The 26,046-nt window shown below is 71.9% G+C and carries 29 protein-coding genes and 1 riboswitch; of the genes, 4 read left to right on the forward strand and 25 right to left on the reverse strand.

Going from position 1 to position 26,046, the window contains the following annotated elements; translation table 11 throughout:
* The first annotated feature begins 9 nt into the window (after nucleotides 1-9).
* The gene (locus J5X75_RS20660) at nucleotides 10-1,152 is read left to right on the forward strand and encodes a pyridoxal phosphate-dependent aminotransferase (protein WP_372450923.1); all 1,143 of its coding nucleotides are present in this window, start codon (nucleotides 10-12) and stop codon (nucleotides 1,150-1,152) included.
* Here J5X75_RS20660 and glmM read toward each other — a convergent pair.
* The 3 genes from glmM to rplM all read right to left on the reverse strand — a co-directional run bounded on the left by glmM (nucleotide 1,142) and on the right by rplM (nucleotide 3,635).
* Nucleotides 1,142-2,497 carry a phosphoglucosamine mutase gene (gene glmM, locus J5X75_RS20665; RefSeq protein ID WP_208469057.1) on the reverse strand — a complete coding sequence of 452 codons (1,356 nt, stop codon included), beginning with the start codon at nucleotides 2,495-2,497 and terminating at the stop codon, nucleotides 1,142-1,144. The two genes, J5X75_RS20660 and glmM, sit on opposite strands and share 11 nt — an antisense overlap.
* A gap of 176 nt (nucleotides 2,498-2,673) precedes the next feature.
* Nucleotides 2,674-3,171: a 30S ribosomal protein S9 gene (gene rpsI, locus J5X75_RS20670; RefSeq protein ID WP_183222868.1), complete on the reverse strand. Its 498-nt coding sequence runs from the start codon at nucleotides 3,169-3,171 to the stop codon at nucleotides 2,674-2,676.
* A gap of 20 nt (nucleotides 3,172-3,191) precedes the next feature.
* Nucleotides 3,192-3,635 carry a 50S ribosomal protein L13 gene (gene rplM, locus J5X75_RS20675; RefSeq protein WP_014440773.1) on the reverse strand — a complete coding sequence of 148 codons (444 nt, stop codon included), beginning with the start codon at nucleotides 3,633-3,635 and terminating at the stop codon, nucleotides 3,192-3,194.
* A gap of 627 nt (nucleotides 3,636-4,262) precedes the next feature.
* On the opposite strand from rplM, the gene J5X75_RS20680 reads away from it, so the two are divergent.
* Nucleotides 4,263-5,408 carry a uroporphyrinogen-III synthase gene (locus J5X75_RS20680; protein ID WP_208469059.1) on the forward strand — a complete coding sequence of 382 codons (1,146 nt, stop codon included), beginning with the start codon at nucleotides 4,263-4,265 and terminating at the stop codon, nucleotides 5,406-5,408.
* 378 nt (nucleotides 5,409-5,786) lie between these two features.
* Here J5X75_RS20680 and J5X75_RS20685 read toward each other — a convergent pair whose 3' ends face one another.
* From J5X75_RS20685 to J5X75_RS45535, 5 genes are read right to left on the reverse strand one after another with little or no spacing between them, the layout of a single operon-like run.
* Complete coding sequence (locus J5X75_RS20685; RefSeq protein WP_208469061.1) at nucleotides 5,787-6,389, reverse strand: GNAT family N-acetyltransferase; 603 nt, start codon at nucleotides 6,387-6,389, stop codon at nucleotides 5,787-5,789.
* On the reverse strand, nucleotides 6,340-6,951 hold the full coding sequence (locus J5X75_RS20690) for a GTP-binding protein (RefSeq protein WP_208469063.1): 612 nt from the start codon (nucleotides 6,949-6,951) through the stop codon (nucleotides 6,340-6,342). The genes J5X75_RS20685 and J5X75_RS20690 overlap by 50 nt, the downstream gene beginning before the upstream one ends.
* The gene (locus J5X75_RS20695) at nucleotides 6,932-7,294 is read right to left on the reverse strand and encodes a DUF742 domain-containing protein (RefSeq protein ID WP_208469064.1); all 363 of its coding nucleotides are present in this window, start codon (nucleotides 7,292-7,294) and stop codon (nucleotides 6,932-6,934) included. Before J5X75_RS20695 ends, J5X75_RS20690 begins: the two co-directional genes overlap by 20 nt.
* A 42-nt stretch (nucleotides 7,295-7,336) precedes the next feature.
* Nucleotides 7,337-7,744, reverse strand: a complete 408-nt coding sequence (locus J5X75_RS20700) for a roadblock/LC7 domain-containing protein (protein WP_208469066.1) — start codon at nucleotides 7,742-7,744, stop codon at nucleotides 7,337-7,339.
* Complete coding sequence (locus J5X75_RS45535) at nucleotides 7,741-10,482, reverse strand: sensor histidine kinase (RefSeq protein WP_307798180.1); 2,742 nt, start codon at nucleotides 10,480-10,482, stop codon at nucleotides 7,741-7,743. Before J5X75_RS45535 ends, J5X75_RS20700 begins: the two co-directional genes overlap by 4 nt.
* A 526-nt stretch (nucleotides 10,483-11,008) precedes the next feature.
* Here J5X75_RS45535 and J5X75_RS20710 point away from each other — a divergent pair.
* Nucleotides 11,009-12,472 (forward strand): hypothetical protein, encoded by a 1,464-nt coding sequence (locus J5X75_RS20710; protein ID WP_208469068.1) that lies wholly within the window; start codon nucleotides 11,009-11,011, stop codon nucleotides 12,470-12,472.
* Nucleotides 12,473-12,624: 152 nt separating this feature from the next.
* Here J5X75_RS20710 and thiC read toward each other — a convergent pair whose 3' ends face one another.
* The 9 genes from thiC to J5X75_RS20755 form a co-directional block, all read right to left on the reverse strand.
* Complete coding sequence (gene thiC / locus J5X75_RS20715) at nucleotides 12,625-14,148, reverse strand: phosphomethylpyrimidine synthase ThiC (protein WP_208469069.1); 1,524 nt, start codon at nucleotides 14,146-14,148, stop codon at nucleotides 12,625-12,627.
* Nucleotides 14,149-14,223: 75 nt separating this feature from the next.
* Nucleotides 14,224-14,991 (reverse strand): bifunctional hydroxymethylpyrimidine kinase/phosphomethylpyrimidine kinase, encoded by a 768-nt coding sequence (gene thiD / locus J5X75_RS20720; protein ID WP_208469070.1) that lies wholly within the window; start codon nucleotides 14,989-14,991, stop codon nucleotides 14,224-14,226.
* The gene (locus J5X75_RS20725) at nucleotides 14,988-15,584 is read right to left on the reverse strand and encodes a thiamine phosphate synthase (protein WP_208469073.1); all 597 of its coding nucleotides are present in this window, start codon (nucleotides 15,582-15,584) and stop codon (nucleotides 14,988-14,990) included. Before J5X75_RS20725 ends, thiD begins: the two co-directional genes overlap by 4 nt.
* Nucleotides 15,578-16,321, reverse strand: a complete 744-nt coding sequence (locus J5X75_RS20730; RefSeq protein ID WP_208469075.1) for a thiazole synthase — start codon at nucleotides 16,319-16,321, stop codon at nucleotides 15,578-15,580. The genes J5X75_RS20725 and J5X75_RS20730 overlap by 7 nt, the downstream gene beginning before the upstream one ends.
* Nucleotides 16,322-16,323: 2 nt before the next feature.
* On the reverse strand, nucleotides 16,324-16,524 hold the full coding sequence (gene thiS, locus J5X75_RS20735) for a sulfur carrier protein ThiS (RefSeq protein ID WP_208469077.1): 201 nt from the start codon (nucleotides 16,522-16,524) through the stop codon (nucleotides 16,324-16,326).
* Nucleotides 16,521-17,594 (reverse strand): glycine oxidase ThiO, encoded by a 1,074-nt coding sequence (gene thiO / locus J5X75_RS20740; protein WP_208469079.1) that lies wholly within the window; start codon nucleotides 17,592-17,594, stop codon nucleotides 16,521-16,523. Before thiO ends, thiS begins: the two co-directional genes overlap by 4 nt.
* Nucleotides 17,591-18,175: a thiamine phosphate synthase gene (locus J5X75_RS20745; protein ID WP_208469081.1), complete on the reverse strand. Its 585-nt coding sequence runs from the start codon at nucleotides 18,173-18,175 to the stop codon at nucleotides 17,591-17,593. Before J5X75_RS20745 ends, thiO begins: the two co-directional genes overlap by 4 nt.
* Nucleotides 18,169-18,279: riboswitch (TPP riboswitch) on the reverse strand. It overlaps the preceding gene by 7 nt.
* 34 nt (nucleotides 18,280-18,313) lie before the next feature.
* Complete coding sequence (locus tag J5X75_RS20750; RefSeq protein WP_208469082.1) at nucleotides 18,314-19,960, reverse strand: ABC-F family ATP-binding cassette domain-containing protein; 1,647 nt, start codon at nucleotides 19,958-19,960, stop codon at nucleotides 18,314-18,316.
* Nucleotides 19,961-19,988: 28 nt separating this feature from the next.
* On the reverse strand, nucleotides 19,989-20,606 hold the full coding sequence (locus J5X75_RS20755) for a class I SAM-dependent methyltransferase (protein WP_208469083.1): 618 nt from the start codon (nucleotides 20,604-20,606) through the stop codon (nucleotides 19,989-19,991).
* Nucleotides 20,607-20,701: 95 nt separating this feature from the next.
* Between J5X75_RS20755 and J5X75_RS20760 the strand changes: the two genes are divergently transcribed.
* Nucleotides 20,702-21,430 (forward strand): hypothetical protein, encoded by a 729-nt coding sequence (locus J5X75_RS20760; protein WP_208469084.1) that lies wholly within the window; start codon nucleotides 20,702-20,704, stop codon nucleotides 21,428-21,430.
* Nucleotides 21,431-21,438: 8 nt separating this feature from the next.
* Here the strand turns inward: J5X75_RS20760 and truA are convergent, their stop codons facing one another.
* From truA to infA, 8 genes are all read right to left on the reverse strand, one after another.
* Entirely contained in the window at nucleotides 21,439-22,254 is an 816-nt protein-coding gene (gene truA, locus J5X75_RS20765) for a tRNA pseudouridine(38-40) synthase TruA (RefSeq protein WP_208469085.1), read from the reverse strand.
* An 85-nt stretch (nucleotides 22,255-22,339) separates the two neighbouring features.
* Nucleotides 22,340-22,903, reverse strand: a complete 564-nt coding sequence (gene rplQ / locus J5X75_RS20770) for a 50S ribosomal protein L17 (RefSeq protein WP_208469086.1) — start codon at nucleotides 22,901-22,903, stop codon at nucleotides 22,340-22,342.
* A gap of 36 nt (nucleotides 22,904-22,939) precedes the next feature.
* Entirely contained in the window at nucleotides 22,940-23,962 is a 1,023-nt protein-coding gene (locus tag J5X75_RS20775) for a DNA-directed RNA polymerase subunit alpha (RefSeq protein ID WP_093618743.1), read from the reverse strand.
* 84 nt (nucleotides 23,963-24,046) lie between these two features.
* Nucleotides 24,047-24,673, reverse strand: a complete 627-nt coding sequence (gene rpsD / locus J5X75_RS20780; protein ID WP_183222847.1) for a 30S ribosomal protein S4 — start codon at nucleotides 24,671-24,673, stop codon at nucleotides 24,047-24,049.
* A 12-nt stretch (nucleotides 24,674-24,685) separates the two neighbouring features.
* A complete protein-coding gene (gene rpsK / locus J5X75_RS20785; protein WP_014440747.1) occupies nucleotides 24,686-25,093 on the reverse strand; it encodes a 30S ribosomal protein S11 in 408 nt (135 codons plus the stop codon).
* 17 nt (nucleotides 25,094-25,110) lie between these two features.
* Nucleotides 25,111-25,491, reverse strand: a complete 381-nt coding sequence (gene rpsM / locus J5X75_RS20790) for a 30S ribosomal protein S13 (protein ID WP_204296038.1) — start codon at nucleotides 25,489-25,491, stop codon at nucleotides 25,111-25,113.
* A 149-nt stretch (nucleotides 25,492-25,640) separates the two neighbouring features.
* Entirely contained in the window at nucleotides 25,641-25,757 is a 117-nt protein-coding gene (rpmJ, locus tag J5X75_RS20795; protein WP_014440745.1) for a 50S ribosomal protein L36, read from the reverse strand.
* Between the two features lie 52 nt (nucleotides 25,758-25,809).
* Entirely contained in the window at nucleotides 25,810-26,031 is a 222-nt protein-coding gene (infA, locus tag J5X75_RS20800; protein WP_007073013.1) for a translation initiation factor IF-1, read from the reverse strand.
* Nucleotides 26,032-26,046: the final 15 nt, after the last annotated feature.

The raw sequence follows: 26,046 nt of genomic DNA on the forward strand, positions 1-26,046 counted from the left end.
GTCGAACGGATGCGCCCGTTCGGCACGACGATCTTCACCGAGATGTCGGCGCTGGCCGCCCGCACCGGCGCGGTCAACCTGGGCCAGGGCTTCCCGGACACCGACGGCCCCGGGGAGATGCTGGCCGCGGCCGCCGAGGCCCTGGCCGGCGGCGCCAATCAGTACCCTCCGCTCGCCGGCATCCCGGGCCTGCGGTCCGCCATCGCCGCCCACGAGCAGCGGTTCTGGGGCCTGACCCGGGATCCGGACGGCGAGGTCGCCGTCACGGCGGGCGCCACCGAGGCGATCGCGGCGGCGATCCTGGCGCTCTGCGAGCCGGGCGACGAGGTGGTGTGCTTCGAGCCGTACTACGACTCGTACGCCGCCTCGATCACCCTGGCCGGCGCCGTCCGCCGCCCGGTCACGCTGCGCCCCGGCCCGGCCGGGCGGTTCGAGTTCGACCCCGACGAGCTGCGTGAGGCGTTCGGTCCCCGGACCCGCCTGGTGCTGCTCAACTCGCCGCACAACCCGACCGGCAAGGTGTTCACCCCGGCCGAGCTGGAGCTGATCGCCGGCCTGTGCCGGGAGCACGACGTGTTCGCGGTCACCGACGAGGTCTACGAGCATCTCGTCTTCCCGGACGCCGCGTCGCCGCACGTTCCGCTCGCCACGCTGCCCGGCATGCTCGAGCGCACCCTGCGGATCTCCTCGGCCGGCAAGACCTTCTCCTGCACCGGGTGGAAGGTCGGCTGGGCCACCGGCCCGGCTCGCCTGGTCTCCGCGATGCTGCGGGTCAAGCAGTTCCTGACGTTCGTGAACGGGGCGCCGCTGCAACCCGCGGTGGCCGTGGCGCTGAGCCTGCCGGACTCCTACTTCACCGGCTTCACGGCAGGCCTGCGGGACCGGCGGGACCGTCTGGTCGCCGGGTTGGCCGACGCGGGCCTGGCCGTGCTGCCGTCCGAGGGCACCTATTTCGTGACCGCCGACATCCGGCCGCTGGGCGGGACGGACGGCATCGAGTTCTGCCGTGCCCTGCCCGGCCGCAGCGGGGTGGTGGCGGTGCCGACCCAGGTCTTCTACGACCATCAGGAAGCGGGCCGGCACCTCATCCGTTTCGCCTTCTGCAAACGCCCCGAGGTGATCGACGAGGCGGTCCGCAGGCTCAAGAGCTAGGGCTGGCCGCCCGCACCTCGTCGGCGATCCGCTCGGCGACGGTCCGGGCGGTCTCCTCGGTGGCGGCCTCCACCATGACCCGGACCAGCGGTTCGGTGCCGGACGGGCGCAGCAGCACCCGGCCGGTCTCGCCCAGCTCGTTCTCGGCGAGGGCCACCGCCGCCTGCACGGTCGGCGCGGAGGCGCCCGCGTCCCGGTCGCCGACGCGCACGTTGATCAGCACCTGGGGCAGCTTGTGCACGACCGCCGCCAGGTCGGCCAGCGACTTGCCCGAGCCCGCGATCTGCGCCATCAGGTGCAGGCCGGTGAGCACGCCGTCGCCGGTGGTGGCGAAGGCCGGCATCACGATGTGGCCGGACTGCTCGCCGCCGAGGGCCAGGTCGCCGTTCTGCAGCTCCTCCAGCACGTACCGGTCGCCGACCTTGGTCTCCAGCAGGGTGATCCCGGCCTGCTTCATGGCGATCCGCAGACCCAGGTTGCTCATCACGGTGGCGACCAGGGTGTCGTCGGTGAGGGTGCCGTTGTCGCGCATGGCCAGCGCCAGGATGGCCATGATCTGGTCCCCGTCGACGACCTCACCGGTGGCGGTGACGGCCAGGCACCGGTCGGCGTCGCCGTCGTGCGCCAGGCCGAGGTCCGCGCCCTCCCGCAGCACCGCCTCGATGACCTTGTCGAGGTGGGTGGAGCCGCACTCCTCGTTGATGTTGAGCCCGTCCGGCTCGCCGTGGATGGCGATGACCTCGGCCCCCGCCTCCCGGTACGCCACCGGCCCGACCTCACTGGCCGCCCCGTTCGCGCAGTCGACGACGACCTTGATGCCGTCGAGCCGGTGCGGGATCGACTCGACCAGGTGCTTGATGTAGTGCTCGGCCCCGTCCAGCAGGTCGTGGACCCGGCCGATACCGGCGCCGGTGGGGCGGCCGATCAGCCCGTGCCCGTCCTCGATCGCCTTCTCGATGGCCTCTTCGAGCTCGTCGGGGAGCTTGGTGCCACCGGCCGCGAACAGCTTGATGCCGTTGTCCGGCATGGGGTTGTGCGACGCCGACAGCATCACACCGAGGTCGGCGTTGGTCTGCCCGACGAGGTACGCGACCGCCGGGGTGGGCAGCACACCGACCCGCACCACGTTGGCCCCGGCACTCGTCAGCCCCGCGACGACAGCGGCTTCCAGCATCTCGCCGCTGGCCCGGGGGTCACGGCCCACGATGGCGAGCGGCTGGTGGCTGCTGTCCGTCTCGACCAGCACCCGGGCGGCCGCGACCGCGACCGAGAGGGCCAGTTCGGGGGTGAGCAGATCGCCGTTCGCGAGACCGCGAACGCCGTCGGTGCCGAAGAGTCGCCCCATGGCGGCTTCCTTTCGCCGGTAAATGTGGCCTCAAGCCTGCATCAGCGATCGGCTGGCCAGGAGTACCGGAACGGCTAGTTGGGGAGGGGGAGGAGAGGTGGGAAACATCGACGGCCGAGCGCATCCCCCGGATGGGGGACGAACTCGGCCGTCGTTTCAGACGAGGCGTGAAAAAATCAGCGCTTCGAGTACTGCGGAGCCTTACGGGCCTTCTTGAGACCGTACTTCTTGCTCTCCTTGACCCGGGCGTCACGGGTCAGGAAGCCGGCCTTCTTCAGGGCCGGGCGGTCGTCGGGCTCGACGGTGATCAGGGCCCGGGCGATGGCGAGACGCAGGGCACCGGCCTGGCCGGTGATGCCGCCGCCGCGCAGGTTGGCGATGACGTCGAACTGCTCGGCGCGCTCAGCGGTGACGAGCGGCTCACGGATGAGCTGCTGGTTCACCTTGCTGGGGAAGTAGTTCTCCAGGTCACGACCGTTGCAGGTGATCTTGCCGGTGCCGGGCACCAGGCGCACCCGGACGATGGCCTCCTTGCGGCGGCCGACGGTCTGGACCGGACGGTCACCGGGGCGCGGGGCGCGGACCGGGGCCGGCGCGGCCGTCTCAACGACGACGACCGTCTCAGCGGGCTCCTCGACGGTCTCGACGACCTCGGGCTCGATGATGTCGGACATGCTGCTGCCTTCTCCCGCGCTCACTGCGCGATCTGCTTGATTTCGAACGGCTGGGGCTGCTGAGCGGCGTGCGGGTGCTCGGCGCCCGGGTAGACCTTCAGCTTCTTGATGATCTGCCGCGCGAGCTTGTTGTGCGGGAGCATGCCCTTGACGGCCAGCTCGATCGCCTTCTCCGGACGCTTGGTCAGGAGCTCCTCGTAGCCGACCTGCTTCAGACCACCGGGGTAGCCGGAGTGCCGGTAGGCGACCTTGGTCTGACGCTTGTTACCGGTAAGCGCCACCTTGCCGGCGTTGATGATCACCACGAAGTCGCCGGTGTCGACATGCGGGGCGAACGTCGGCTTGTGCTTACCGCGCAGGAGGTTGGCCGTGTGGGTAGCCAGGCGGCCCAGAACGACGTCAGAAGCGTCGATAATGTGCCACTGACGCTCGATCTCACCCGGCTTCGGGCTGTACGTACGCACAGAATTACCTTGTCTCGTCGTCGGTCTGGGGGCGCGCGCTGGTCGCATCGAGCAGATGCGTCAAGCGACCCCGCACAGGGACCACTCGCAACAGTCGCACAACAGCAGGCAACAATACCCGGCTACGCGGCGAGCGGTCAAAACAGGCGGTGTTCAGGGCACCAGTGAACCGGCGAGCATCCTAGTTGCAGACACTCAGCCCTGTGGAACCCCAAGCAGAGCAAGCATACTCCGCGCCACGGACACGCCCGACGCGGGTGGCGTATCCCACCGCGGCGACTTAGCAGGCCTGAAACAAACGGGACGCTATGCCGAAATTCGCCCCCGGCACGCTTCGGTCATGGCCAACGGTGCGCAACTCCCGACGACGCGGCACGGCGGTGGCCGAAGCCGGGCTCTCGGGCGCACCATGGAGAGACCACCGTCAGGGTTGAGGACGGACCTGACGGTGTTCGCCGGACCGGTTGCCCGGTTCGGTGAGGAGGAGTCGCGGCGTGCCCCGGACGGAGGTACGGCGAGGACCGCAAGCGTGGCATGGGAGCGGGTCGACGCTGAGGACGGCGGGCTTCGAGCGTGCCCTTCGGTGGACCGTTCGGCCACGCCGCGACTTCTCGGCCCGGGGATCGGATGATCGACCGCACCCCGGGCGCCCGGCGCGCGGTGCTGACGGCTGCCGCACTGGCGGAGCCGGCCGCGTCGCTGTCCGGTTACACCGTCGGCGTGACCGCGGACCGCCGCAAGGACGAGCTGTCCACCCTTCTGGAGGCGCGCGGCGCCCGCGTCGTGGTGGCTCCCGCGCTGCGCATCGTCCCCATCTCCGACGACGCCGAACTGCGGGCCGCCACCCGCGCCTGTCTGGACAGTCCACCCGACATCGTGCTGGTCAACACCGGTATCGGCATGCGCGGCTGGCTGGAAGCGGCGGAGGGCTGGGGCCTGGCCGAGCCGCTGCGGGCCGTGCTGTCCGGCGCCTACCTGGTCGCCCGTGGTCCGAAGGCCAAGGCCGCGGTCCGGTCCGCCGGCCTGCGCGACGACTGGTCACCGGACGGCGAGGGCTACGAGGAGGTCGTCGAGCATCTGACCGCGCGCGGCGTCGACGGCCGGACGGTGGCCATGCAGCTGCACGGCGAGAGCCAGCCGGAGTACACCGAGGCGCTCGAGTCGGCCGGCGCCCGCGTGATCGAGTTGCCGGTCTACCGCTGGGCGCCGCCCACCGATCCGGCGCCGCTGCACCGCCTGGTCGACCTGATCATCGCCCGTCTGGTCGACGCCGTGACGTTCACCTCGGCCGCCGCCGTCCAGGCCGTGCTGCGCGCCGCCGGCACCGGCGCCGACGCCCTCCTGGACGCTCTCCGCGACGACGTCCTGGCCGCCTGCGTGGGCCCGGTCACCTCGGCCCCGCTGCGCCGGCACGGCATTCCGGTGGTCGTTCCCGGCCGCGCCCGCCTGAACTCGCTGGTCCGCACCATCGTCGACGAGCTGCCCAAACGCGCCGTCACCCTGCAGGTCTCCGGCCACTCCCTGACCCTGCGCGGCCACGCCGCCATCGTCGACGGCGAACTGCGCCCGCTCGCGCCCGCCCCGATGGCGGTGCTGCGCGCCCTGGCCGGCTCCCCCGGCCGCGTCCTGTCCCGCGCCGCCCTCCTCCAGGCGCTCCCCCGCGGCGCCGACGAACACGCGGTCGAGATGGCCGTCGCCCGTCTCCGCGCCGGCCTCGCCCTCCCGGGCGTGGTCCAGACGGTCGTCAAGCGCGGCTACCGCATCCCCACCTGAGGATCAGAACCAGGACGTCGTGGCCGGGTGGGTGGTACAGACCGCTGCTCCCGCCGAGGGCCGGGCGCGGGCGGCCAGTCGCCTGGCGGCTCCTGAACGGCCACCCCCACCCGGCGACGTGCGTGAGCGGTCGCCCTCGACCCCGAACCCCCGGCCGGTCCTCAGTGCTGTCCCGGGCCCTCGAAACAGCCCCACCACCAGCCCTCTCACGAGCGCCGGGCGAAGCGGGCCGGGGTCGGGGGGAGCGCGACCGCTCACGCACGTCGCCCGGGGTGGGGAGCGGTCTGGACGCGCCAGCGGCCAGCGAGTCACGCCGGGCCCTCGGCGGGAGCAGCGGTCTGGACCCCCCACCCGGCCACGACATCCTGATTTCGATCTTCAGGGGTCGCTGCGGATGCGGCTGTAGACGGTCAGGTCGGTACGGCCGGTGCGGAGCGTGCCGGCGTTGCGGGCGACGCCCTCGGCGACGAAGCCGGCCTTGACGGCGACCCGGTGGGAGGCGTGGTTGCCGGGGGCGGCGCGGAGCTCGACGCGTTCGAAGCCGACGTCGTGCAGCACCCAGCGGGTGAGGACGGTGACCGCCTCGGTGGTCACGCCGCGGCCGCGGACGGCCGGCATGGCCCAGTAGCCGATCTCGACCGAGCGGGCCATCCAGTCCGCGCGTTTGAGGTCGATCACCCCGGCGAGGACGCCCGCGTGCTCGACCGCGCGGACCAGGCCCCGGCCGGTGGCCCGGGCGCCCGGGGCCAGCCGGTTGATGAGCAGCAGCGCGTGCCGCTCGGTGTAGGGCCGGGGCAACGGCAGCCACCGTTGGGTGAGCTCGTCCGCGGCGCCGGCGACGACGTCGCCGGCGTCCGATTCGCGCAGCCCCCGCAGCACCAGGCGATCGGTCCGCAGGACCAGATCGGGGAAGGTGTGCGCCCGGCGTGGATCAGCCGACCGCCGCGGCCTCGTGCTCGGCAACCAGGGTCGCCATCGCATGCTCGACCACCCCGATCAGCACGGCCTTGACCGACTCGCGATGCCGCGCGTCGCACATCAGCAGCGGCACCCGCGCCGGGATGGCGAGCGCCTCACGCACCTCGCCGGGCTCGTAGCGTGGCGCGCCGTCGAAGCAGTTGACCGCGACGAGGTAGGGCAGATGCCGGTTCTCGAAATAGTCCAGTGGTGCGAAGGCGTCGGTGAGCCGTCGCGTGTCGACCAGCACCGCGGCGCCGACCGCACCCCGGATCAGCTCGTCCCACATGAACCAGAACCGGGTCTGACCCGGGGTTCCGAAGAGGTAGAGGATCAGGTCGTCGGCCATCGTGATGCGGCCGAAGTCCATCGCGACCGTGGTGCTCTCCTTGCCTGGCACCTTCGACGCGTCGTCGATACCGGCACCGGCCACGGTCATCACCGCCTCGGTGGTCAGCGGCTCGATCTCGGAGACCGCCCCGACGAGGGTCGTCTTCCCCACACCGAAACCACCCGCGACGACGATCTTCGCGGACGTGATCTCCGCGGGATGCGGCCCCGTCCGCTCAGAGCTTGCGAAGTCCACCCAACACCCTTCCCAAGAGGTCCATCCGCTCCGTGAACCCCGTCTTGGGAGCGGCACTGTGCAGCTGAAGCAGCCCGTCGGCCACCATGTCGGCGACAAGCACCCGGGCCACCCCCAGGGGCAGCCGGGTGTGCGCCGCCAACTCGGCGAGTGACAGCGCCTTCGGCTCGCACAGCACGGCTATGCGGTACTTGTCGTGCCCGGCGAACCGTGCCTCCTGCACGGCCGCCGTACTGGCGATCAGGACCGCCTCGATCGGGATGTCCCGGATCGGTTCGGTCCGGCCACGGGTGACCGCGTACGGCCGCACCAGGTTGCCCCGGGGATCCTGCGGCTCTGTCATGACGCGGTCACCTCGTCTCCGCCGGGTCTGTCGGACCCGGCGCTAGTAACTGACGGCCTCGCGGGGCGCCGGCGACAGGGCCGCACCGACGCGTTCCACCAGCAGGGCCATCTCGTAACCGACCTGGCCGACGTCGCAACTGCGCGCCGCCAGGACGGCCATCGAGGAACCGTCGCTGATGGACATCAGGAAAAGATAGCCGCTCTCCATTTCGATGATGGTCTGTTGCACCGCGCCGGCGCTGAACATCCGGGACGCGCCGTCGGTGAGGCTGACCACGCCGGATGTGATCGCGGCCAGCTGGTCGGCCCGGTCCGGGGGCAGATCCCGGGACGAGGCCAGCAGAATCCCGTCGGCCGAGACCGCGACCACGTGCGCGATGCCGGCGACGCTGTCCGCGAAGTTGCTGAGCAGCCAGCCCATGTCCTGCATGGTGGGGGGCCTGGTCACTGTTCCCTCTCCTTAGGAGCCGGTGTTGCCGCGGCGGCGGTTTCGGCCACGCCGTCCGTCCGCCCTCGTTGCACTCCCCTGTGGTACGCGGAAAGCAGGCCGCGAACCTCATCGGGACTGCGACGATGTTGTGCCCGTGGGATCTCGTGCACCCCACCGGGTACGAGTTGCGCCTGTGGTACCCGCTTCGGCAGGCCGGACCGGGTGGTGCCGCCGTCCTGGGGGGCGGAGGCCGCCATGGCCCGCTGCCAGCCCTCGTCGGCCGCGGTGCGCCAGCGGTCCTCGGCGGACGAGCGTGGTTTCGGCATGGTGGCCTCGACCGGCTCGGATTTGACCGTGACCGCGGTCGGCGGTGGCGCGTATCCGGCCGTCGGCATGCCCTGCTGGCTGGTGGCCGGCGGATCACCGGCGAACCAGCTGTGCTGGACCTCCATCCGGATCGGCGCGGCGACCGGCGGCGCGGCGACCGGCGGCAAGGCGACCGGCGGCAAGGCGACCGGCGGCAAGGCGACCGGGGCCGGAGCCGGAGCAGGAATCGGGGCCGGGGCCGGAGCGGGAGCCGGGGCCGGGGCGTCGGCCGGCTGGGGCGTACGGGTCGGCAGCGGCGGCCGGTCCGGGGTCGGGTCGAAGTCCGGTTCGACGGGCGCCACGGCCGGGTAGGTGCGCACCGGCGGCGAGACGGGCGCGGCGGTACGGATCGGCGGCCGGCTCTCCACGGTGCGCGGCATGCCGGCGGGCGCCTGCGGCGGCGGGCCCGGCCGGGTCCAGCTGGCGGCCCGGGACGGCGGGGCGGCCGGCGCGCCGGGCAGCACCACGATGTCGGCCGGCAGGATCACCTCGGCGAGGGTGCCGCCCTCGGGGCCGGGCCGCAGCTCGACGCGGATGCCGTGCCGGGACGCCAGCCGCCCGATCACCGCGAAGCCCATCAGGCGGAAGGTGGCCACATCCACTTCGGACGGCTCGCTGAGCCGCCGGTTGAGCTGCTCCATCTGGTCGGCGGAGATGCCCAGCCCTCGGTCTTCCACCTGGACCACGGCGTGATCGCCGGAGCGGCCGCCGTGCGCCACCACCACGGTGCTCGGCGGGGAGAAGCGGGTGGCGTTGTCCAGCAGTTCGGCGATCAGGCGTACCACGTCGTTGACGGCGGCCGCGGCGACCAGCACGTCGGTGTCGAGGGTGCCGAACTCGATCCGGTGGTAGAGCTCGACCTCGGACTGGGCGGCCCGCAGCGCGTCGATCAGCAGCGCGTCCTCGCGGCGCGGGGTGCCGACCTCGGCGCCGGCCAGCACCAGCAGGTTCTCGTCGTTGCGGCGCATCCGGGTGGCGAGGTGGTCCAGCTCGAAGAGGCGGGCGAGCCGCTTCGGGTCCTCCTCCATCCGCTCGATCTGGTCGAGTTCGCCGATCATCCGGTCGACCAGGGACTGGCTGCGCCGGGCCAGGCTCAGGAACATCGTGGAGACGCTGGTACGCAGCGCCGCCTGTTCCGCCGCGACCCGTACGGCCTCCCGGTGCACCATGTTGAACGCCTCGGCGACCTGGCCGAACTCGTCCTGCTCGGGCATCTCGATCGGGTCCCGGGTCTGCGCCAGGATCCGCTCGACGCCGCCTTCACCGAGGTTCTCGGCGTCGTGCAGGCGGCTCACCACGTCGGGCAGGTCCCGGTGGGCGACGGCGAGCGCGCCCTCCCGCAGGCGGCGGACCGACAGCAGCAGCGAGCGGCCGAGGTAGACGGCGAGCGCCACGGCCGCGATCACGACCAGCAGCACCAGCACGAACTCGATGGTGGACCGCCGTCCGGTGCTCTCGCTCTCGTCCTCGGCGGCCGCGACGACCTGCTCCTCCAGTTGCCGTTCGGCGCCGCGCAGCAGTTCGGTGACGTCGCCGAAGGCCTCGGTGATCTCGGCCGCTCCGGCGGCGGTGGGTCCGGTGAGCCGGGTGGACAGTTCGTCGGCGCGGGTCACCGCCTCGTCGCCGATGACCGAGTCGACCAGGGCGATCTGTTCCCGGGCGGCGCCCGCGCGGAAGTCGGCGAGCGCCCCGGCCCGGGTGACCTGGGCGGTGGTGAGCGCTTTCTGCCGGTCGGCGTCGAGGTTGCCGGTGACCCGGGCCACGTACGCCACCGCGCCCTGCTCGGCGACCGCGGTCTCCAGCTCGGAGAAGGCGGCGAGCGAGCGCAGCCCGTCGGCGACCGGTCCCGGCTCGGCGACCTGGCTGAGCAGCGACTCGTAGCCGGACAGGACGGCCAGGGTGTCGCTGTATCGCTGGTTGGCGCCGGCCGGGTCCTCCCCGGTCCGCCCGCTGACCGCGACCCGCAGCGCGGCGAGCCCGGTCAGGTGCTGATCGATCAGGTCGAGGCGGTCGTCGACCCGGGCCGGCACCTCGGTGATCTCGGCACGGTCGGCGCGCAGGACGCGGGTCTGCGAGTCCACCGCCTTGATCGCCTCGCGGTATCCGGTCTCCGGCACGTCCAGCCCGGACAGGTATTCGACGGCGGCCATCCGCTCGTCGTGCAGCGCCCGGGTCAGGGTGGCGAGGCCGGTGCCCAGGTCGGCGAGCTGGGCCACCCGTTCGGCGTCGGTGGCGCGCTCGCCGACCTCCATGAGCCGTACGGTCGCCAGCGCGAGCACCGCGGCCAGCGGGATGACGAGCAGACCGGCGAGTTTCGCGCGCAGTCGTGCGTTGCGCAGACCGAGGAAGCCACCACGTCGCGCAGCCAGGGTCGAGGATCCCGTGCTCACGACATCTCCTTCGCGGTCGTCACCGCTCCGCACCACGGTTGGAGCCGGTCTGTCGGCGGTCGCGGTCCGGCCCCGTCCGGCGCCCGCGTTTCCGGCGCGGCGATTTCATCAGAACGCCGGGGCCTTTGGGAAGTCTGGAACCTCCCGGAACCGGCCCGCCCGTCCGGGTGAAACCCGTGCACCGATCTCGTCACCAGCACTGACGTGCACGAATACGTCACACGTAACCATCCGTGAAGTCACGGTCACCGGACACCATATTCGTTCCAACCACTATCTGGGAGTTTCGTCCCGCGACCACGGTGGCAAGGTTTGGCACGACACGACGGACTCGTTGTCCGGTGCGCGACAGTGTCCACTCCGGACCATCGTTCTGGCAAGTCGCTCGCCGTTCGCCCGGAGATTACCGTAGGTAACCAATTGTCAATAGAAGTTTATCGATCATAGACGGTTACGACTTTAGGCCGCCTTAAGAAGGACGACCCGGACTGGCGCATCCTGCGGAACATTCCGTAACGTGCCCGGCATGGCATTTCGGAGCTGGCTGAAGCTGTTAGCCGCCACCACCATGGCCGCCGCCGTCGTCGGGGCAGGTCAACTCGGCATCGCTTACGGACTCGGCATGGTGCGGCTCGACCAGACTCTGGAAGTCACCCAGCGTGATCAGTGGACAGCACAACTCGCCTGGGTCGCGTGGATCACGATGACCGCCGCGGCGCTCGGCGCCGTGGTCGCCACCGGACTCCGGCCCCGCTGGTCGCCCCGCCCGGTCGGTGCCGCCGGTTCCCTCGCGATGGGCCTGGCCGCCGGCGTCGGCGCCCTCGCCGTCCTGCCGCTGACCATGCAGCCGGCCCGCGCCGCCCAGGTGGCCGGCGTGCAGCCGGTCGTCGTCATCGGCATCTGTGCCGTGCTCGCCGCCGCGGTCGGCATCTTCGCCGCGGCCGCCGCCGCCGCGAAGCCGGTGGCCCGCTGGAGCGTCGCCACCCTGAGCGTCGTCGTCTGGGTCGTCGCGCTGATCTCCGTCGTGCCGTCCCTGCTGCCCGGCCAGAGCCCGGTCGCGGCCCGCCTGGGCGTGCTCGAGGGCCGGCTGATCCCGGCCGCCGCCACCGAGCACACGCCGTTCGTCACGATGCCCGTGCTGGCGCTGCTCACCGGCCTGATCCTCGGGCTGGTGGCCCGGAGCCGGAAACTGTCCACCCTCGCGGTGGCGCTCAGCGGCCTGACCGGCCCGGTCCTGCTGACCGTCGCCTACCTGATCGCCGGCCCCGGTTCGGCGGCCGGCTTCGAGCTCAGCCCGTACTGGGCGGCGATGACCGCGGCCGGCGCCGGTGTGCTCGGCTCGGTCCTGGCCGCGATCGTCCGCGGTGGCGGCTCCGAGCCGGCCCCCGCCGCGGAGCCGGACGCCCCCGCCGACGACTCGCCCGCCGACGCCAAGCCGGAGCCCGTCTCCGGCCGCGCCAGCCTGCCGCGCCGCGACGTACCGGTGCAGTCGGCGATCGCGGCCGCCGCGGCGGCCGCGGCCCAGCGCCCCGAGGAGCAGCTGCGGCCGTCCGACACCGGCGTGTTCGCCGTGGGCGCCGGCGACCGCCCGCACCCGTTGCAGGACCTCGCCGCGGCATCGCCCGGCGCCACCTACACCTCCGGCGCGGCCTCCGCCGACGCCGAGCCGCGCTTCTCCGGACAGCAGCCCGCCAAGCGCGGCGCCGGCCTCCGGCGCGGATGGCGTACGCGACGCGGCACGCCCGAAGCCCCCGCGCCGTCCCCGGCCCTGACCGGTGACAGCGGTTCGTTCAACGGTTTCACGGCCGGGCACCCGCGGGTCGCGAGCCGTGCCCCGCTCACTCCCGAGCCGACCCCGATCAGCGCCCCGCTGCCGCAGCCCCAGCCGATCGCCCCGCCGCCGGTCGCTCCCGCCCCGGCCCAGCGCGGCGCGATGGGCGGCCGCAAGGAGGAGGACTACGTCGACTGGGTGAACGGCCTCGGCAACTGACCCGTAGCGGGTCGAGAGGTACCGCGGCCACCACCATCCGGTCTGAACGGACGCGGGGGGGGGGGGGCCCGCCCCCCCCCCCCCCCCCCCCCCCCCCCGGGGGCGGGGGGGGGGGGGGGGGGCCCCCCCCGGGCGCCCCCCCCGCCGCACCGCTAGGCCGTGGGCGTGACCGGCAGATACACCCGCCCGCCGGCCGAGACGAACTCCTCGGACTTGGCCTTCATCCCCGCCGCCCGGATCTCGTGGCTGATCCGCATGGAACAGAACTTCGGCCCGCACATGGAACAGAAGTGCGCCGTCTTGGCCGGAGCCGCCGGCAGCGTCTCGTCGTGGTAGGAACGGGCGGTCTCCGGGTCGAGGGCCAGCTCGAACTGGTCCTCCCAGCGGAAGTCGAACCGGGCCCGGGACAGCGCGTCGTCCCACTCCTGCGCCCCCGCGTGCCCCTTGGCCAGGTCGGCCGAGTGCGCCGCGATCTTGTAGGCGATCATCCCGGCCTTGACGTCCTCCTTGTTCGGCAGCCCCAGGTGCTCCTTGGGGGTCACGTAGCAGAGCATCGCCGTACCGAACATCCCGATCATCGCCGCCCCGATGGCCGACGTGATGTGGTCGTAGGCGGGCGCGATGTCGGTGGCGAGTGGCCCGAGCGTGTAGAACGGCGCCCCCGAGCACAGCTCCTGCTGGAGATCCACGTTCTCCTTGATCTTGTGCATGGGCACGTGTCCCGGCCCCTCGACCATGACCTGGACGTCGTACTCCCACGCGATGTGCGTCAGCTCCCCGAGGGTCCGCAGCTCGGCGAACTGCGCCTCGTCGTTGGCGTCCGCGATCGACCCGGGCCGCAGCCCGTCCCCGAGCGAGAACGTGATGTCGTACTCCCGGAAGATCTCGCACAGCTCCCGGAAGTGCGTGTAGAGGAAGTTCTCCCGGTGCTCGGCGAGACACCAGGCCGCCATGATCGACCCGCCCCGGGAGACGATCCCGGTGATCCGTTCCGCGGCCAGCGGCACGTAGGCCAGCAGCACCCCGGCGTGGATCGTCATGTAGTCGACGCCCTGCTCGGCCTGCTCGATGACGGTCTCCCGGAAGATCTCCCAGGTCAGCTTGAGCGGATCACCCTTGACCTTCTCCAGCGCCTGGTAGAGCGGCACGGTTCCGATCGGCACCGGGGAGTTCCGGACGATCGCCTCGCGGGTCTCGTGGATGTGCGGCCCGGTGGAGAGGTCCATCACCGTGTCCGCGCCCCATCGCGTGGCCCAGGTGAGCTTCTCGACCTCCTCGTCGATGGACGAGGTGACCGCCGAGGTGCCGATGTTCGCGTTGACCTTCACCAGGAACCGGGACCCGATGATCATCGGCTCGGACTCGGGGTGGTTCCGGTTGGCCGGCAGCACGGCCCGCCCGGCCGCGATCTCGTCGCGGACCACCTCCGGCGCGACGCCCTCGCGGACCGCGACGTACTCCATCTCCGGCGTGACGACCCCGGCCCGCGCACTGGCCAGCTGGGTGCGGCCGGTCTGCCAGGGTTTCCGGAGCGGCGGCAGCCCGACCGCGGGTTCGCTGCCGGGGCCGGATGTGTCGTAGAGCCGCACCGGCGGGTGGTCGCCGGTGAGCACCACCTCGGTGAACGGCACCCGGATGTCCGGGCGGGGACCTTCCACGTAGACCTTGCGCCTCACGAGACCTCCCAAAGTAGTACAAACCCGGCATCACATGGCAGCGGGCATCCTCGACCGCCGCCCCGGCCGGAAGATCTAGACGGACCAGCCGAAGTGGTCCAGCGGCCCGGGTCCCGCCCCGAGCCGCCACTGAGCGCCACCACGCAGGCCGCGGTTCACGTACTCCTTGGCCGCCGCGACCGCCTCCGGAACCGCATCGCCGGCCGCCAGCCGCACCGCGATCGCCGACGAGAACGTGCAGCCCGAGCCGTGGTTGTTCACGGTCGCCACCGGCTCCCCGCGCAGCGGCGTGGTCTCCCCCGCGTAGTGCAGGACATCCAGCGCCAGCTCACTCCCGGTGACCACGACGGCACGCGGGCCACGCGCCGCCAGCTCGGCCGCCGCCGAGACCATCTCCTCGGCCGTCTCGATCACCCTTCCGAGGAGGGCGCCGGCTTCGTGCCGGTTCGGTGTCAAGACGCAGGGGTACGCCGTGAGCACCCCGACCACATCGACCTCGCCGAGCCGGCTGCCCGCGGTGGCCACCAGAACCGGATCGACGACGAGGTTCGGCAGCTCCGCGGCCCGGGCGGCGATCACCTTGGCCACCGCCGGGTCGGAGATCATCCCGACCTTCACGGCGGCCACCGGCAGGTCGGACAGCACGGCGTCGAGTTGCGCGGCCACGATCTCGGCGGGCACCGGGTGGATGGCCGTGACACCGAGCGTGTTCTGCGCGGTGATCGCCGTGATCACCGACGTGCCGAACGCCCCCAGCGCCGCGAACGTCTTCAGGTCCGCCTGGATCCCGGCGCCCCCACCGGAGTCCGACCCGGCGATCGTCAACACCACCGGCGGAGTCACCACCCACCCCCTCGACCGGCGGCGGCCGGGGCGGCGGCGAACGCGGTCGCCAGTTCCCGGGCCGTGGACTCCGGGTCGGCCGAGCGCATCACCGCGCCCATCACCGCGATCCCCGCGGCCCCGGCCGCCGCGCATTCGGCCGCCCGCGACGGCGAGTCGATCCCACCCAGCGCCAGCCAGGGCACCGGCGCACACAGCTCGGTGGCCCCCGTGACCCCGAGCGCGGGACCGTACCCCGGTTTGGAGTCGGTGGGATAGACCGGCGAGACCGTCACGTAGTCCACGCCGGACAGCGGCTCGGTCCCGTGCCAGGAGCGGCCCACCAGCGGAACCCCGGACGGCAGCGGATCACCACCGGCCAGGTGCACGGCGTCGCCGCCCAACGGGTCCGGCCCGGCGACGATCAACCGGCCCGGGGGCAGCGACGATCGCAACTCGGCTGCCAGGGCCGCGCGTTCGGCGTACCGGAGATCGCGCTCCCGCAGAACGACCCACGCCGCGCCGCCGCGGACCGCCGCCGCGACCACCTGGGGCAACGGCCCGGCGGCGGACCGCCGATCGGTGAGCACGACGAGCCCGCCGGGGGTCACCATTCGGCGATCCCGTCGTCCTGGGTGGACGCCAGCGCGTGGAAGCGGCGTGGGATCCGCCCGGCGGCGCGGGCGAGCCGCCCGGCCGTGACCGCGTGCCGCATCGCCGCGGCCATCGCCGCCGGGTCGTCGGAGCGGGTGATGGCACTGGCGATCAGGACCGCGTCGCAGCCGAGCTCCATGGCGAGGGCGGCGTCCGAGGCGGTGCCGATCCCGGCGTCGAGGACCACCGGCACGTCGACGCCCTGCACGATCAACTCGATGTGATGCGGGTTGGAGATGCCCAGACCGGAGCCGATCGGCGAACCGGCCGGCATGACGGCGGCGCACCCGGCGTCGGCCAGGCGGCGGGCCAGGATCGGGTCGTCGCTGGTGTACGGCAGGACCGTGAACCCGTCCGCCACCAGGATCTCCGCGGCCTTGAGCAGTTCCACACCGTCCGGCAGCAGGGTCCGCTCGTCGCCGATCACCTCCAGCTTGATCAGGTCGGTCTCGAACGCCTCCCGGGCCATCTGGGCGGTCTTGACCGCGTCCCCGCTGGTGTAGCAGCCGGCCGTGTTGGGCAGCACCCGTACGCCGAGCCGGTCGAGCATCGGCAGCAGTCCCGGCCCGGCCGCGTCGACCCGGCGCAGCGCCACGGTGACCAGCGTGGTCTCGGACGCGACGACGGCCTCCTCCAGGGCGGCGAGACTGTTCGCCCCGCCGGTGCCGAGGATCAGCCCGTTCTCCGGAAGGAACATCGTCACCCTCCCTGCGCCGCGGTGAGGACCTCGATCCGGTCCCCGTCGGCGAGATCGACCCGCCCCCAGGCGGAACGCGGCACGACCGTCCCGTTGACCGCCACGGCGACCCCGCGCTGGGCCGCGATGATCTCGGCCACCAGGGTCGCCACCGAGCAGGTGCCGGACCGGTCCTGGGTCTGGCCGTTGATCGTCAGCTTCATCCGAACCTCCCGGGCGCGAACGCTTCGAGCAGTGGGTCCGCCGAACCGGTGAGCACCAGGTCGGCGATGAGTCGTGCGGTGATCGGGGCGAGCAGGATCCCGTTGCGGTGGTGGCCGGCCGCGACCACGGTGCGGCGGCTGTCGTCGAGGAACCCGAGCAGCGGCGCGTTGTCCGGGCTGCCCGGCCGGTGGCCCACGGTCCCTTCGGTGATCTCGTGCTCGGCCAGGCCGGGCACCAGGTCGAGGGCGGCCCGCAGCAGGTCGTGCACGCCGCCCGCGGTGAGCTGCCGGTCGGCCCGCTCCTCCTGGGTGGCGCCGACCACGACCTCGCCGTCGGCGCGCGGGACCAGGTAGACGTGCCGTCCGTCGGCCGCGCCCTCGATCACGTGGCGGAGCAGGCCGGGTTCGCCGCGCAGGCGCAGCACCTGGCCTTTGACCGGCCGGATCGGCAGCCCGGTGAGCGCGGCGGTCCCGCAGCCGGCCGCGACGACCGTCACGTCCGCGTCCGGTCCGGACATGTCCGTGACACGCCGCTCGACGATGCGGCCGGTGAGCGACGAGCGCAGCGCCGCCACCACCTTGCGCGGATCGACCTGGACGTCCGCCGGTGCGAAGACCCCGGCCCGCACCCGCGGCGACAGTGCCGGCTCGAGGTCCCGCAGCTGGGAGCCACTGAGCCGGGCCAGTTTCTGGTGCTTCCACTCGCGTGCGCGATCGGCCACGTCATCGGCGGTCAGCGCCACCGACAGCGTGCCCGCCTCGTCGAAGCCGACGTCACCGAGCCCCGCCGCGAACGACGGCCACAGCTCGTGGGACGCCTCCAGCAGCCGGGCGAGGTGCGGGTATTCGAAAGCCGACTCACGGCCGCCCGCGAGCATCCCGGCGGCCACGTGCCAGGCGCCGTCCGTCCCGCCAGGCGCGGGGTCGTAGACGGTGACGTCGGCCCCACGGTCGAGCAGCTCGGCGGCGACGGCGAGCCCGATGATGCCGCCGCCGACGACGGCGACGCGCGGGCCGGACCGGGCGCCGCCCGCAAGCGGGTCCGGGGCCGCGGCGGAACCGGCGGTCATGGCAGAACCGCCAGGAATTCCGCGGCAGCTCCCTTCGGGTCCGCCGCGAAGGCGGAGACCGCCGCCACCCCGTGCACCGCGAGAAGCGGCACCCGGTCAGCGGTGATCCCACCGATCGCGAGGACCGGCGTACCCGGAACCGCCTCGGCGACCGCGGCGATCGCGGCCGGCCCGAGCGGTGGTGGCAGCCCGTCCTTGGTGGTGGTGTGGAACGCCGGCCCGGCGCCGAGGTAGCTCGCTCCGGCGGCGACGGCCGCGCGCGCGGCCGCGGGTGTCCGGCAGGTGGCGCCGACGATCGCGCCCGGCCCGAGAACCCGGCGGGCGGCCTCGACCGGCAGGTCGTCGGCGCCGACGTGGACGCCGTCCGCGCCCGCTGCCAGCGCCACCCCGACCCGATCGTTGACCAGGACCATCGTGCCGACCGGGCGGCAGATCTCCAGGGCCGCGACGACCAGCGCGTACGCCGCGGCGTCGTGGGATTTCACCCGGATCTGCACCGCGATGTCGTCAAGCCCGGCGACACCACGGACAACGTCCAACGTGTCGGTTATGACATGTATGCGAGGGAACGCCACGTGCATGAAGCACTCCTCCCTGCGCCGGCATTATCCGGATCAGGTTCGACGGTCGGGGGCCGCTTCAGCCCCCCTCTCAGCCCGGTGCCCGGACTCCCGTGGGGTTGGTGGTAATCGGACCCTAACCGGTCCGTGACAGGAAAACTAGCGGACGTCCCAGACCGGTTCAGGGACCTCCACAACTTCGTTGTCGCCCCTGAACAGCAGGAAACGGTCGAAGGAGCGGGTGAACCAGCGGTCGTGCGTGACAGCGATCACCGTGCCGTCGAACGCCTTCAGCCCCTCCTCCAGCGCTTCCGCCGAGGCCAGGTCCAGGTTGTCGGTCGGCTCGTCGAGCAGCAGCAGGGTGGCCCCCGACAACTCCAGCAGCAGCACCAGGAACCGTGCCTGCTGTCCACCGGAGAGCGTGCCGAACCGCTGGTCGCCCTGGGCGGCCAGCTCGTACCGGTTGAGCGCCTTCATCGCGCCGGCCCGGTCCGTCCCGGAGCGGTGCTCGTCGCCCCGCCACAGGATCTCGACGAGCGTCTTCTCCACCAGCTCCGGCCGGTCGTGGGTCTGCGAGAAGTGCCCCGGCCGGACCCGGGCGCCGAGCCTCGCCACCCCGTCGTGGGACACGTACGCCAGCGGCGCCCCGTCCACCGGCTTGTGCTCCAGATCCGGGTCGCTGCCGCCGGCCGCGAGCAGCCGCAGGAAGTGCGACTTGCCGGTGCCGTTGGCGCCCAGCACCGCGACCCGGTCGCCGTACCAGATCTCGCAGTCGAACGGGAACGTCAGGTTCTCCAGCTCGAGCTGCTCGCAGATGACCGCCCGCTTCCCGGTACGCCCACCGCGCAGGTTCATCTTCACCGCCTGGTCCTTGGGCGGCAGTGGCGGCGGCCCGGCCTCCTCGAACTTGCGGAGCCGGGTCTGCGCGGCCTGGTAGCGCGAGGCCAGCCCGTCGTTGAAGGCCGCCTTGTTCCGCAGCGTGAGCACGAGTTCCTTGAGCTTCTCGTGCTCCTCGTCCCAGCGCCGCCGGTTCTCCTCGAGCCGTTCGTGCCGGTGCACCCGGGCCTCGTGCCAGGAGGCGAACCCGGCCGGATGGGTCCACGCGCCGCCACCCTCGACGGCGACCACCCGGTCCGCGGTCTGGGCCAGCAGCTCCCGGTCGTGCGAGACGTACAGCACCGACTTGTTCGACTCGCGCAGCCGCTGCTCCAGCCAGCGTTTGGCGGGCACGTCGAGGAAGTTGTCCGGCTCGTCCAGCAGCAGCACCTCGTCGGCGCCGCGGAGCAGCAGGTCGAGGGCGAACCGCTTCTGCTCGCCGCCGGAGAGGGTCCGCACGATCCGGTGCCGGGTCTCCTCCCATGGCCGGCCGAGGATGGACACCGCCACCGTGTCGAACAGCACCTCGGCGTCGTACCCGCCGACCTCACCCCAGCCGGCGAGCGCGTTCGCGTACGCGATCTGGGTCTTCTCGGTCTCGTCGAGGGCCGCGGTGGCCGTGCGCAGTCGCTCGCCCGCCGCGCGCAGCGCCGGCTGCACCAGCGACAGCGCGAGATCCTCGAGGGTGCGGTCGTCGCCGATCATCCCGATGAACTGCCGCATCACACCGAGCCCACCGGACCGCGCGATCACGCCGCTCTGCGTCGGGATGTCACCCGCCACCATCCGCATGAGCGTGGTCTTGCCGGCGCCGTTGGGTCCGACGAGCGCCACCTTCGCGCCCTCGCCGACCCGGAACGACACGTCGGTGAAGAGCTCACGCCCGTCCGGGAGCACGAACCCGGCACCGGCGACATCCACGTAACCCATGCCGGGCATCCTCCCTGTACGGACCGGATCAGTCAGTCGATTTTCCGGTGACCCGCAGCACCCGGAAACCGCGCTGGCTGGCCGTCCGCTCGACCGTCCAGCCGAGCCCGGCGAGCCAGGAGTGCAGCGAGTCGCCACCCAGGTTCCGGTTGATCACCAACCAGGCGACCCCGTCCGGGGCGAGCCGGGGCAGCCAGCGCTCCAGCAGCGTGTGCAGCCCGGCCTTGCCGATGTGGGTGGGCGGATTGCTCCAGATCTCGGTGAAGGTGACGTCGGCCGGCACCTCCTCCGGGGCCCGCACCAGCACCCGGCCGGCCAGACCGAGCCGTTCGGCGTTCTCGCTCGCCAGGTCACGGGCCCGCGCGTTGACGTCGACGGCGTAGACGGTGGCGCCCGGCGCCTCACTGGCCAGCACGCACGCGATCGGGCCGTAGCCGCAGCCCAGGTCGAGCAGCGTGCCCTCGGTGACGGCGCCCGGCAGCCCGGCCTTGCGCAGCAGGACCGCGGTGCCCGGGTCGAGCCGGCCGGCCGAGAAGACCCCGGAGGCGACGGCCAGACGGTAGTCCCGGCCGGCGACGTTGAACTCGATCTCACCGCGGCGCATCGGCGCGTCCGGCTCGGCGGAGAAGTAGTGGTCGGCGCTCACCGGCCCAGTCTCCCGCGCAACGGAGGACACGACGGCGGCGGGGTGGCGGACACCGTGTGCGTTCATAGATCAGTGTGCGCGCCTAGCTTGAGCGCATGCGGCACGCCACCCCCGGCCTGATCCGGCTTTCCACGCCGAGCCGCCATCGACGGCCGGCCCGGTCCCAACGGCACGCCTGGCGTGAACCGTATCGGACCGCTCACCTGCTGACCCGCGGTCTGGCCGCGCTGATCGTGCTCGGCATCTGCGTGATGCTGGGCGTCCTGTTCGTCGCCGACGAGCGTGACGCCACCCCGCGCCGGCTCGCCGCCGCCGAGATCGACCAGCTCATCGCCTCCCGTGCGGTGGATCCCGAGCCGCTCACCGAGGCCGAGGTCTTCCCCGGCGGCTCCATCGCCTTCGGCGTGCGGGAGACCGGCCTCACGGCCGACTGCACGGTCGCGGTCACCGGCGCCCTGCGCTTCACCCTTCAGCGGTACGGGTGCTCGCAGGCGGTCCGGGCCGCTCTCACCGTCCCGTACGCCGACTACCGGGTGACCGCCGGCATGCTGAACCTGCCGGACGCCACCGGCGCGACGGCCGTCGCGGATCAGGTCCGTCACCTGGTCGAGTCGGGTGACGGCGGGTTCGCGCAGATGTCCGGCGAGGCGACCGGCGCGGGCACCCCGGTGGTGTGGCGGACCCGCGGCCACTACCTGATGTACTGCGTGATCACCGGCCCGGACGGCGCCCTGGTCCCGGCCGACGAACCGCGGCTCGACCAGCTCACCCACGACCTGCTCGACGTCCACCTGAGCGAGACGGTCCTGTCCCGCCGCCCCTGAGGTCCGGGTCAGGCGCGCAGCCGACGGGTCGCCTCGGCGCGGGCCGCGTACTCCGCCTCGCCCGGATACCCGACCGCCACCAGGGTGAGCCCGTGCGCCGGAGCCACCACCACGTCGTTGGACCGCTGCCGCAGCGTGAGCAGCGCGGCCGGCCACTCCGGATCCCGGCGCCCGTCCCCCACCGTGAGCATCGCCCCGACCAGGCTGCGCACCATGGCCTGGCAGAACGCGTCGGCCTGCACGGTCGCCACGCAGACCCCGTCCGGGTCGCGGCGCCAGTCCAGCCGGTTGATCGCCCGGATCGTGGTGGCGTGCTCCTTGCGCTTGCAGAACGCCGCGAAGTCGTGCTCACCCAGCAGCCCGGCCGCGGCGGCGTTGAGCCGGTCCAGGTCGAGCGGGCGCACCCAGCCGAGCGTGTCGTGACGGCGCAGCGGCTCCGGGCCCCACGGCGTGTCCGCGACGCGGTACTCGTACCGCCGGAAGGTGGCCGAGAACCGGGCGTCGAAGGTGTCCGGCACCGGCGCCAGTGCCCGTACCCGGGCGTCCGGCGGCATCAGCGCGGCGAGACGCCGCAACAGCGACGACTCCAGCTCGGTCCAGCGGTCGGCCGGCAGATCCACGTGGCAGACCTGGCCGGTGGCGTGCACCCCGGCGTCGGTGCGGCCGGCCACGGTGAGCCCGAGGGCCGTCTCCGGCCCCAGCAGGCGGGCGAAGGCCTCGGTCAGAACCCCGGCGACGGTACGGCGTGACGGCTGTGCCGCCCAGCCGGAGAAGTCGGCGCCGTCGTACGACACGTCCAGCCGCAGCCGAATCGTCTCCGTCATTACCGTCCTCGCCCGTACGAATGAATGGTCGTGCAGAGAAAGGCCCGGCACCCAGAGTGGGTGCCGGGCCTCTCAATGATCGAACTCAGGCCTTGGTGTCGTCGCCCTCGGCCTGGTCGCCCGGGCCCTCGGCGCCCTTGTCACCGGAAGCGTTCACCGGCGGCTCGGCGTCCTGGTCGGCGTCGGTGCTGGCGGGCACCTCCTCCTCGGGCGCGAGCGCCTCGACCTTGGCCTGCTGCGCGGCGGCCTTGCGGGCCTCCTTCGACGGGCCGGAGGTGGTGGCCGCGACCTGCAGCTCCTCGACCAGCTCGATGACCGCCATGGGGGCGGCGTCACCCTTGCGGGGGCCGATCTTGGTGATGCGGGTGTACCCACCGGGGCGGTTGGAGTACCGCGGAGCGATCTGCTCGAACAGGGCGTACACGACGTCCTTGTCCTTCACGACGGTCAGCACCCGGCGACGGGCGTGCAGGTCGCCGCGCTTGGCCTTCGTGACCAGCTGCTCGGCCAGCGGGCGCAGCCGCTTGGCCTTCGACTCGGTGGTCTTGATCTTCCCGTGCCGGAAGAGCTCGGTGGCCAGGTTGGCCAGGATGAGCTTCTCGTGAGCCGGGCTGCCGCCGAGGCGGGCACCCTTGGTGGGCGTGGGCATTTCCGATGCTCCTTGAAATGTGGCGCAGCCGAGCTCTTAGAGCTGCTCGGTCTCGCGGTAGTCGTCGGTGTCGTAGTCCACGTCGCCGAACGAGTCGACCACGTGCGCGGGGTCGAAGGACGGCGCGCTGTCCTTCAGGCCCAGGCCCATTCCGGCGAGCTTCATCTTGACCTCGTCGATCGACTTCTGGCCGAAGTTCCGGATGTCCAGAAGGTCGGCCTCGGTACGCCCTATCAATTCGCCCACCGAGTTGATGCCCTCACGCTTGAGGCAGTTGTACGACCGGACGGTGAGGTCCAGCTCCTCGATCGGAAGGGCCAGGTCGGCAGCGAGCTGCGCGTCCTGCGGCGACGGGCCGATGTCGATGCCCTCGGCGGTCTCGTCCAGCTCACGGCAGAGGCCGAAGAGCTCGACGAGGGTCGAGCCGGCCGAGGCCAGCGCGGTCCGGGGGGAGATCGACGCCTTCGACTCGACGTCGATGATCAGGCGGTCGAAGTCGGTGCGCTGCTCGACACGGGTCGCCTCGACGCGGTAGGTGACCTTGAGCACCGGCGAGTAGATCGAGTCGACCGGGATCCGGCCGATCTCGGCGCCGGCGTTCTTGTTCTGCGCCGCGGTGACGTAGCCACGACCGCGCTCGACGGTCAGCTCCATGTCCAGGCGGCCCTTGCTGTTCAGGGTCGCCAGCTTCAGATCGGGGTTGTGCACCGAGACACCGGCCGGGGGCTGGATGTCGCCGGCGGTCACGTCGCCCGGGCCCTGCTTGCGCAGGTACATGCTGACCGGCTCGTCGTGCTCGGAGCTGACGGTCAGTTCCTTGACGTTCATGACCAGCTCGACCACGTCCTCCTTGACACCGGGGATCGTGGTGAACTCGTGCAGCACGCCGTCGATCTTGATGCTGGTGACCGCCGCGCCCGGGATGGACGACAGCAGGGTCCGCCGCAGTGAGTTACCGAGGGTGTAGCCGAAGCCCGGCTCCAGAGGCTCGATGGTGAACCGGGAGCGGGTCTCGCTGAGCGACTCCTCCGAGAGGGTCGGCCGCTGGCTGATGAGCACGCTGTTCTTCTTTCTGTCGGGCCACCCGCTATTTGATGGCCGTCCGTTTTGCCCGGCGCCTCGAAGAAGCGCCGGGCAACCCTGTTACTTGGAGTAAAGCTCCACGATCAGCTGCTCCTGGACCTGGGTGTCGATGACACCGCGGGCCGGAAGCGTGTGGACCAGGATCTTCATCTCGCTGGGGATCGGCTCCAGCCACGCCGGGACCGGACGGGAACCCGCCTGCGCCTGCGCGACGACGAAGGGCGTGAGCTCCTTCGACTTCTCGCGCAGGGTGACGATGTCCTTCTCCTTCACCCGGTACGACGGGATGTCGACCTTCACGCCGTTGACCAGGAAGTGGCCGTGCTTGACCAGCTGCCGGGCCATGTCGCGGGACGCGGCGTAGCCGGCCCGGTAGACGACGTTGTCCAGACGGGACTCGAGGATCTGGAGCAGCACCTCACCGGTCTTGCCGGGCTTGGTGACAGCCTCCTCGTAGTAACCGCGGAACTGCTTCTCGAGCACGCCGTACGCGCGACGCGCCTTCTGCTTCTCACGGTGCTGGAGCAGGTACTCGGTCTCCTTGGTCCGACCACGGCCGTGCTGGCCGGGCGGGAAGGGACGCGACTCGAACGGGCACTTCGGCCCGTCGCACTTGCTGCCCTTGAGGAACAGCTTCATCTTCTCGCGGCGGCACCGCTTGCAGTCCGCTCCGGTGTAGCGAGCCATCTCAGCTCCTCCTTAAACCCGGCGGCGCTTCGGCGGGCGGCATCCGTTGTGCGGCTGCGGCGTGACGTCGGAGATCTGCCCGACCTCGAGGCCGGCGGCCTGCAGCGAACGGATGGCGGTCTCCCGGCCGGAGCCGGGGCCCTTCACGAAGACGTCGACCTTGCGCATGCCGTGCTCCATGGCACGACGGGCGGCCGCCTCGGCAGCGAGCTGCGCGGCGAACGGGGTCGACTTGCGGGAGCCCTTGAAGCCCACCTGGCCGGACGAGGCCCAGGAGATGACCGCACCGGTCGGGTCGGTGATCGACACGATGGTGTTGTTGAAGGTGCTCTTGATGTGCGCCTGCCCGTGGGCGACGTTCTTGCGTTCCTTGCGCCGGACCTTCTTTACAGCGGCCCCAGCGCGTGCCTTCGGTGGCATAAGTCAGTGCGCTCCTATTACTTCCGACCGGGCTTCTTCTTACCGGCGACCGTGCGCTTCGGACCCTTGCGGGTACGAGCGTTGGTACGGGTCCGCTGGCCCCGGACGGGCAGACCCTTGCGGTGGCGGATACCGGCGTAGCAGCCGATCTCGACCTTGCGGCGGATGTCCGCGGCGACCTCGCGGCGCAGGTCGCCCTCAACCTTGAAGTTGGCCTCGATGTAGTCGCGGAGCTGAACCAGCTCCTCGTCCGAGAGGTCCTTGGCGCGCTTGTTCAGGTCAATCGCGGTCGCGGTCAGTGCCTCGACCGCGCGCGTACGGCCGATGCCGTAGATGTAGGTGAGCGCGATCTCCATCCGCTTTTCGCGGGGAAGATCGACGCCGACGAGACGAGCCATTGCTGGGCGTACTCCTCGTTGTGATCGCGGAGGTCTGTGCCCGTCCCACCCCACCTGCCCTGGCGGGCCCCGGCCTCCGACCGGGGGTACAGCCGTGGACAGCCACGACCGGGACGAGCTTCTTCAGTGGTGCGGATCCTGCGCGGGACTCAGCCCTGGCGCTGCTTGTGGCGCGGGTCGGTGGAGCAGATGACCATGACCCGGCCGTGCCGCCGGATGACCCGGCAGTTGTTGCAGATCCGCTTGACGCTCGGCTTGACCTTCACGGTTTGCCTTAACTCTCAGTCAGACGGGTTGGGAAAACCCCGCGACCCTTGGTTACTTGTAGCGGTAGACGATGCGCCCACGGGTCAGGTCGTACGGCGACAGCTCGACGACGACCCTGTCCTCGGGAAGGATGCGGATGTAGTGCTGGCGCATCTTCCCGGAGATGTGTGCCAGGACCTTGTGACCATTGGCGAGCTCAACGCGGAACATGGCGTTCGGCAGGGGCTCGATCACTCGGCCTTCGATCTCGATGGCTCCGTCTTTCTTTGGCATGTCCTCCGCTACCTG

It is taken from the genome of Actinoplanes flavus, from assembly GCF_017592555.1.
GTDB lineage: Bacteria > Actinomycetota > Actinomycetes > Mycobacteriales > Micromonosporaceae > Actinoplanes > Actinoplanes flavus.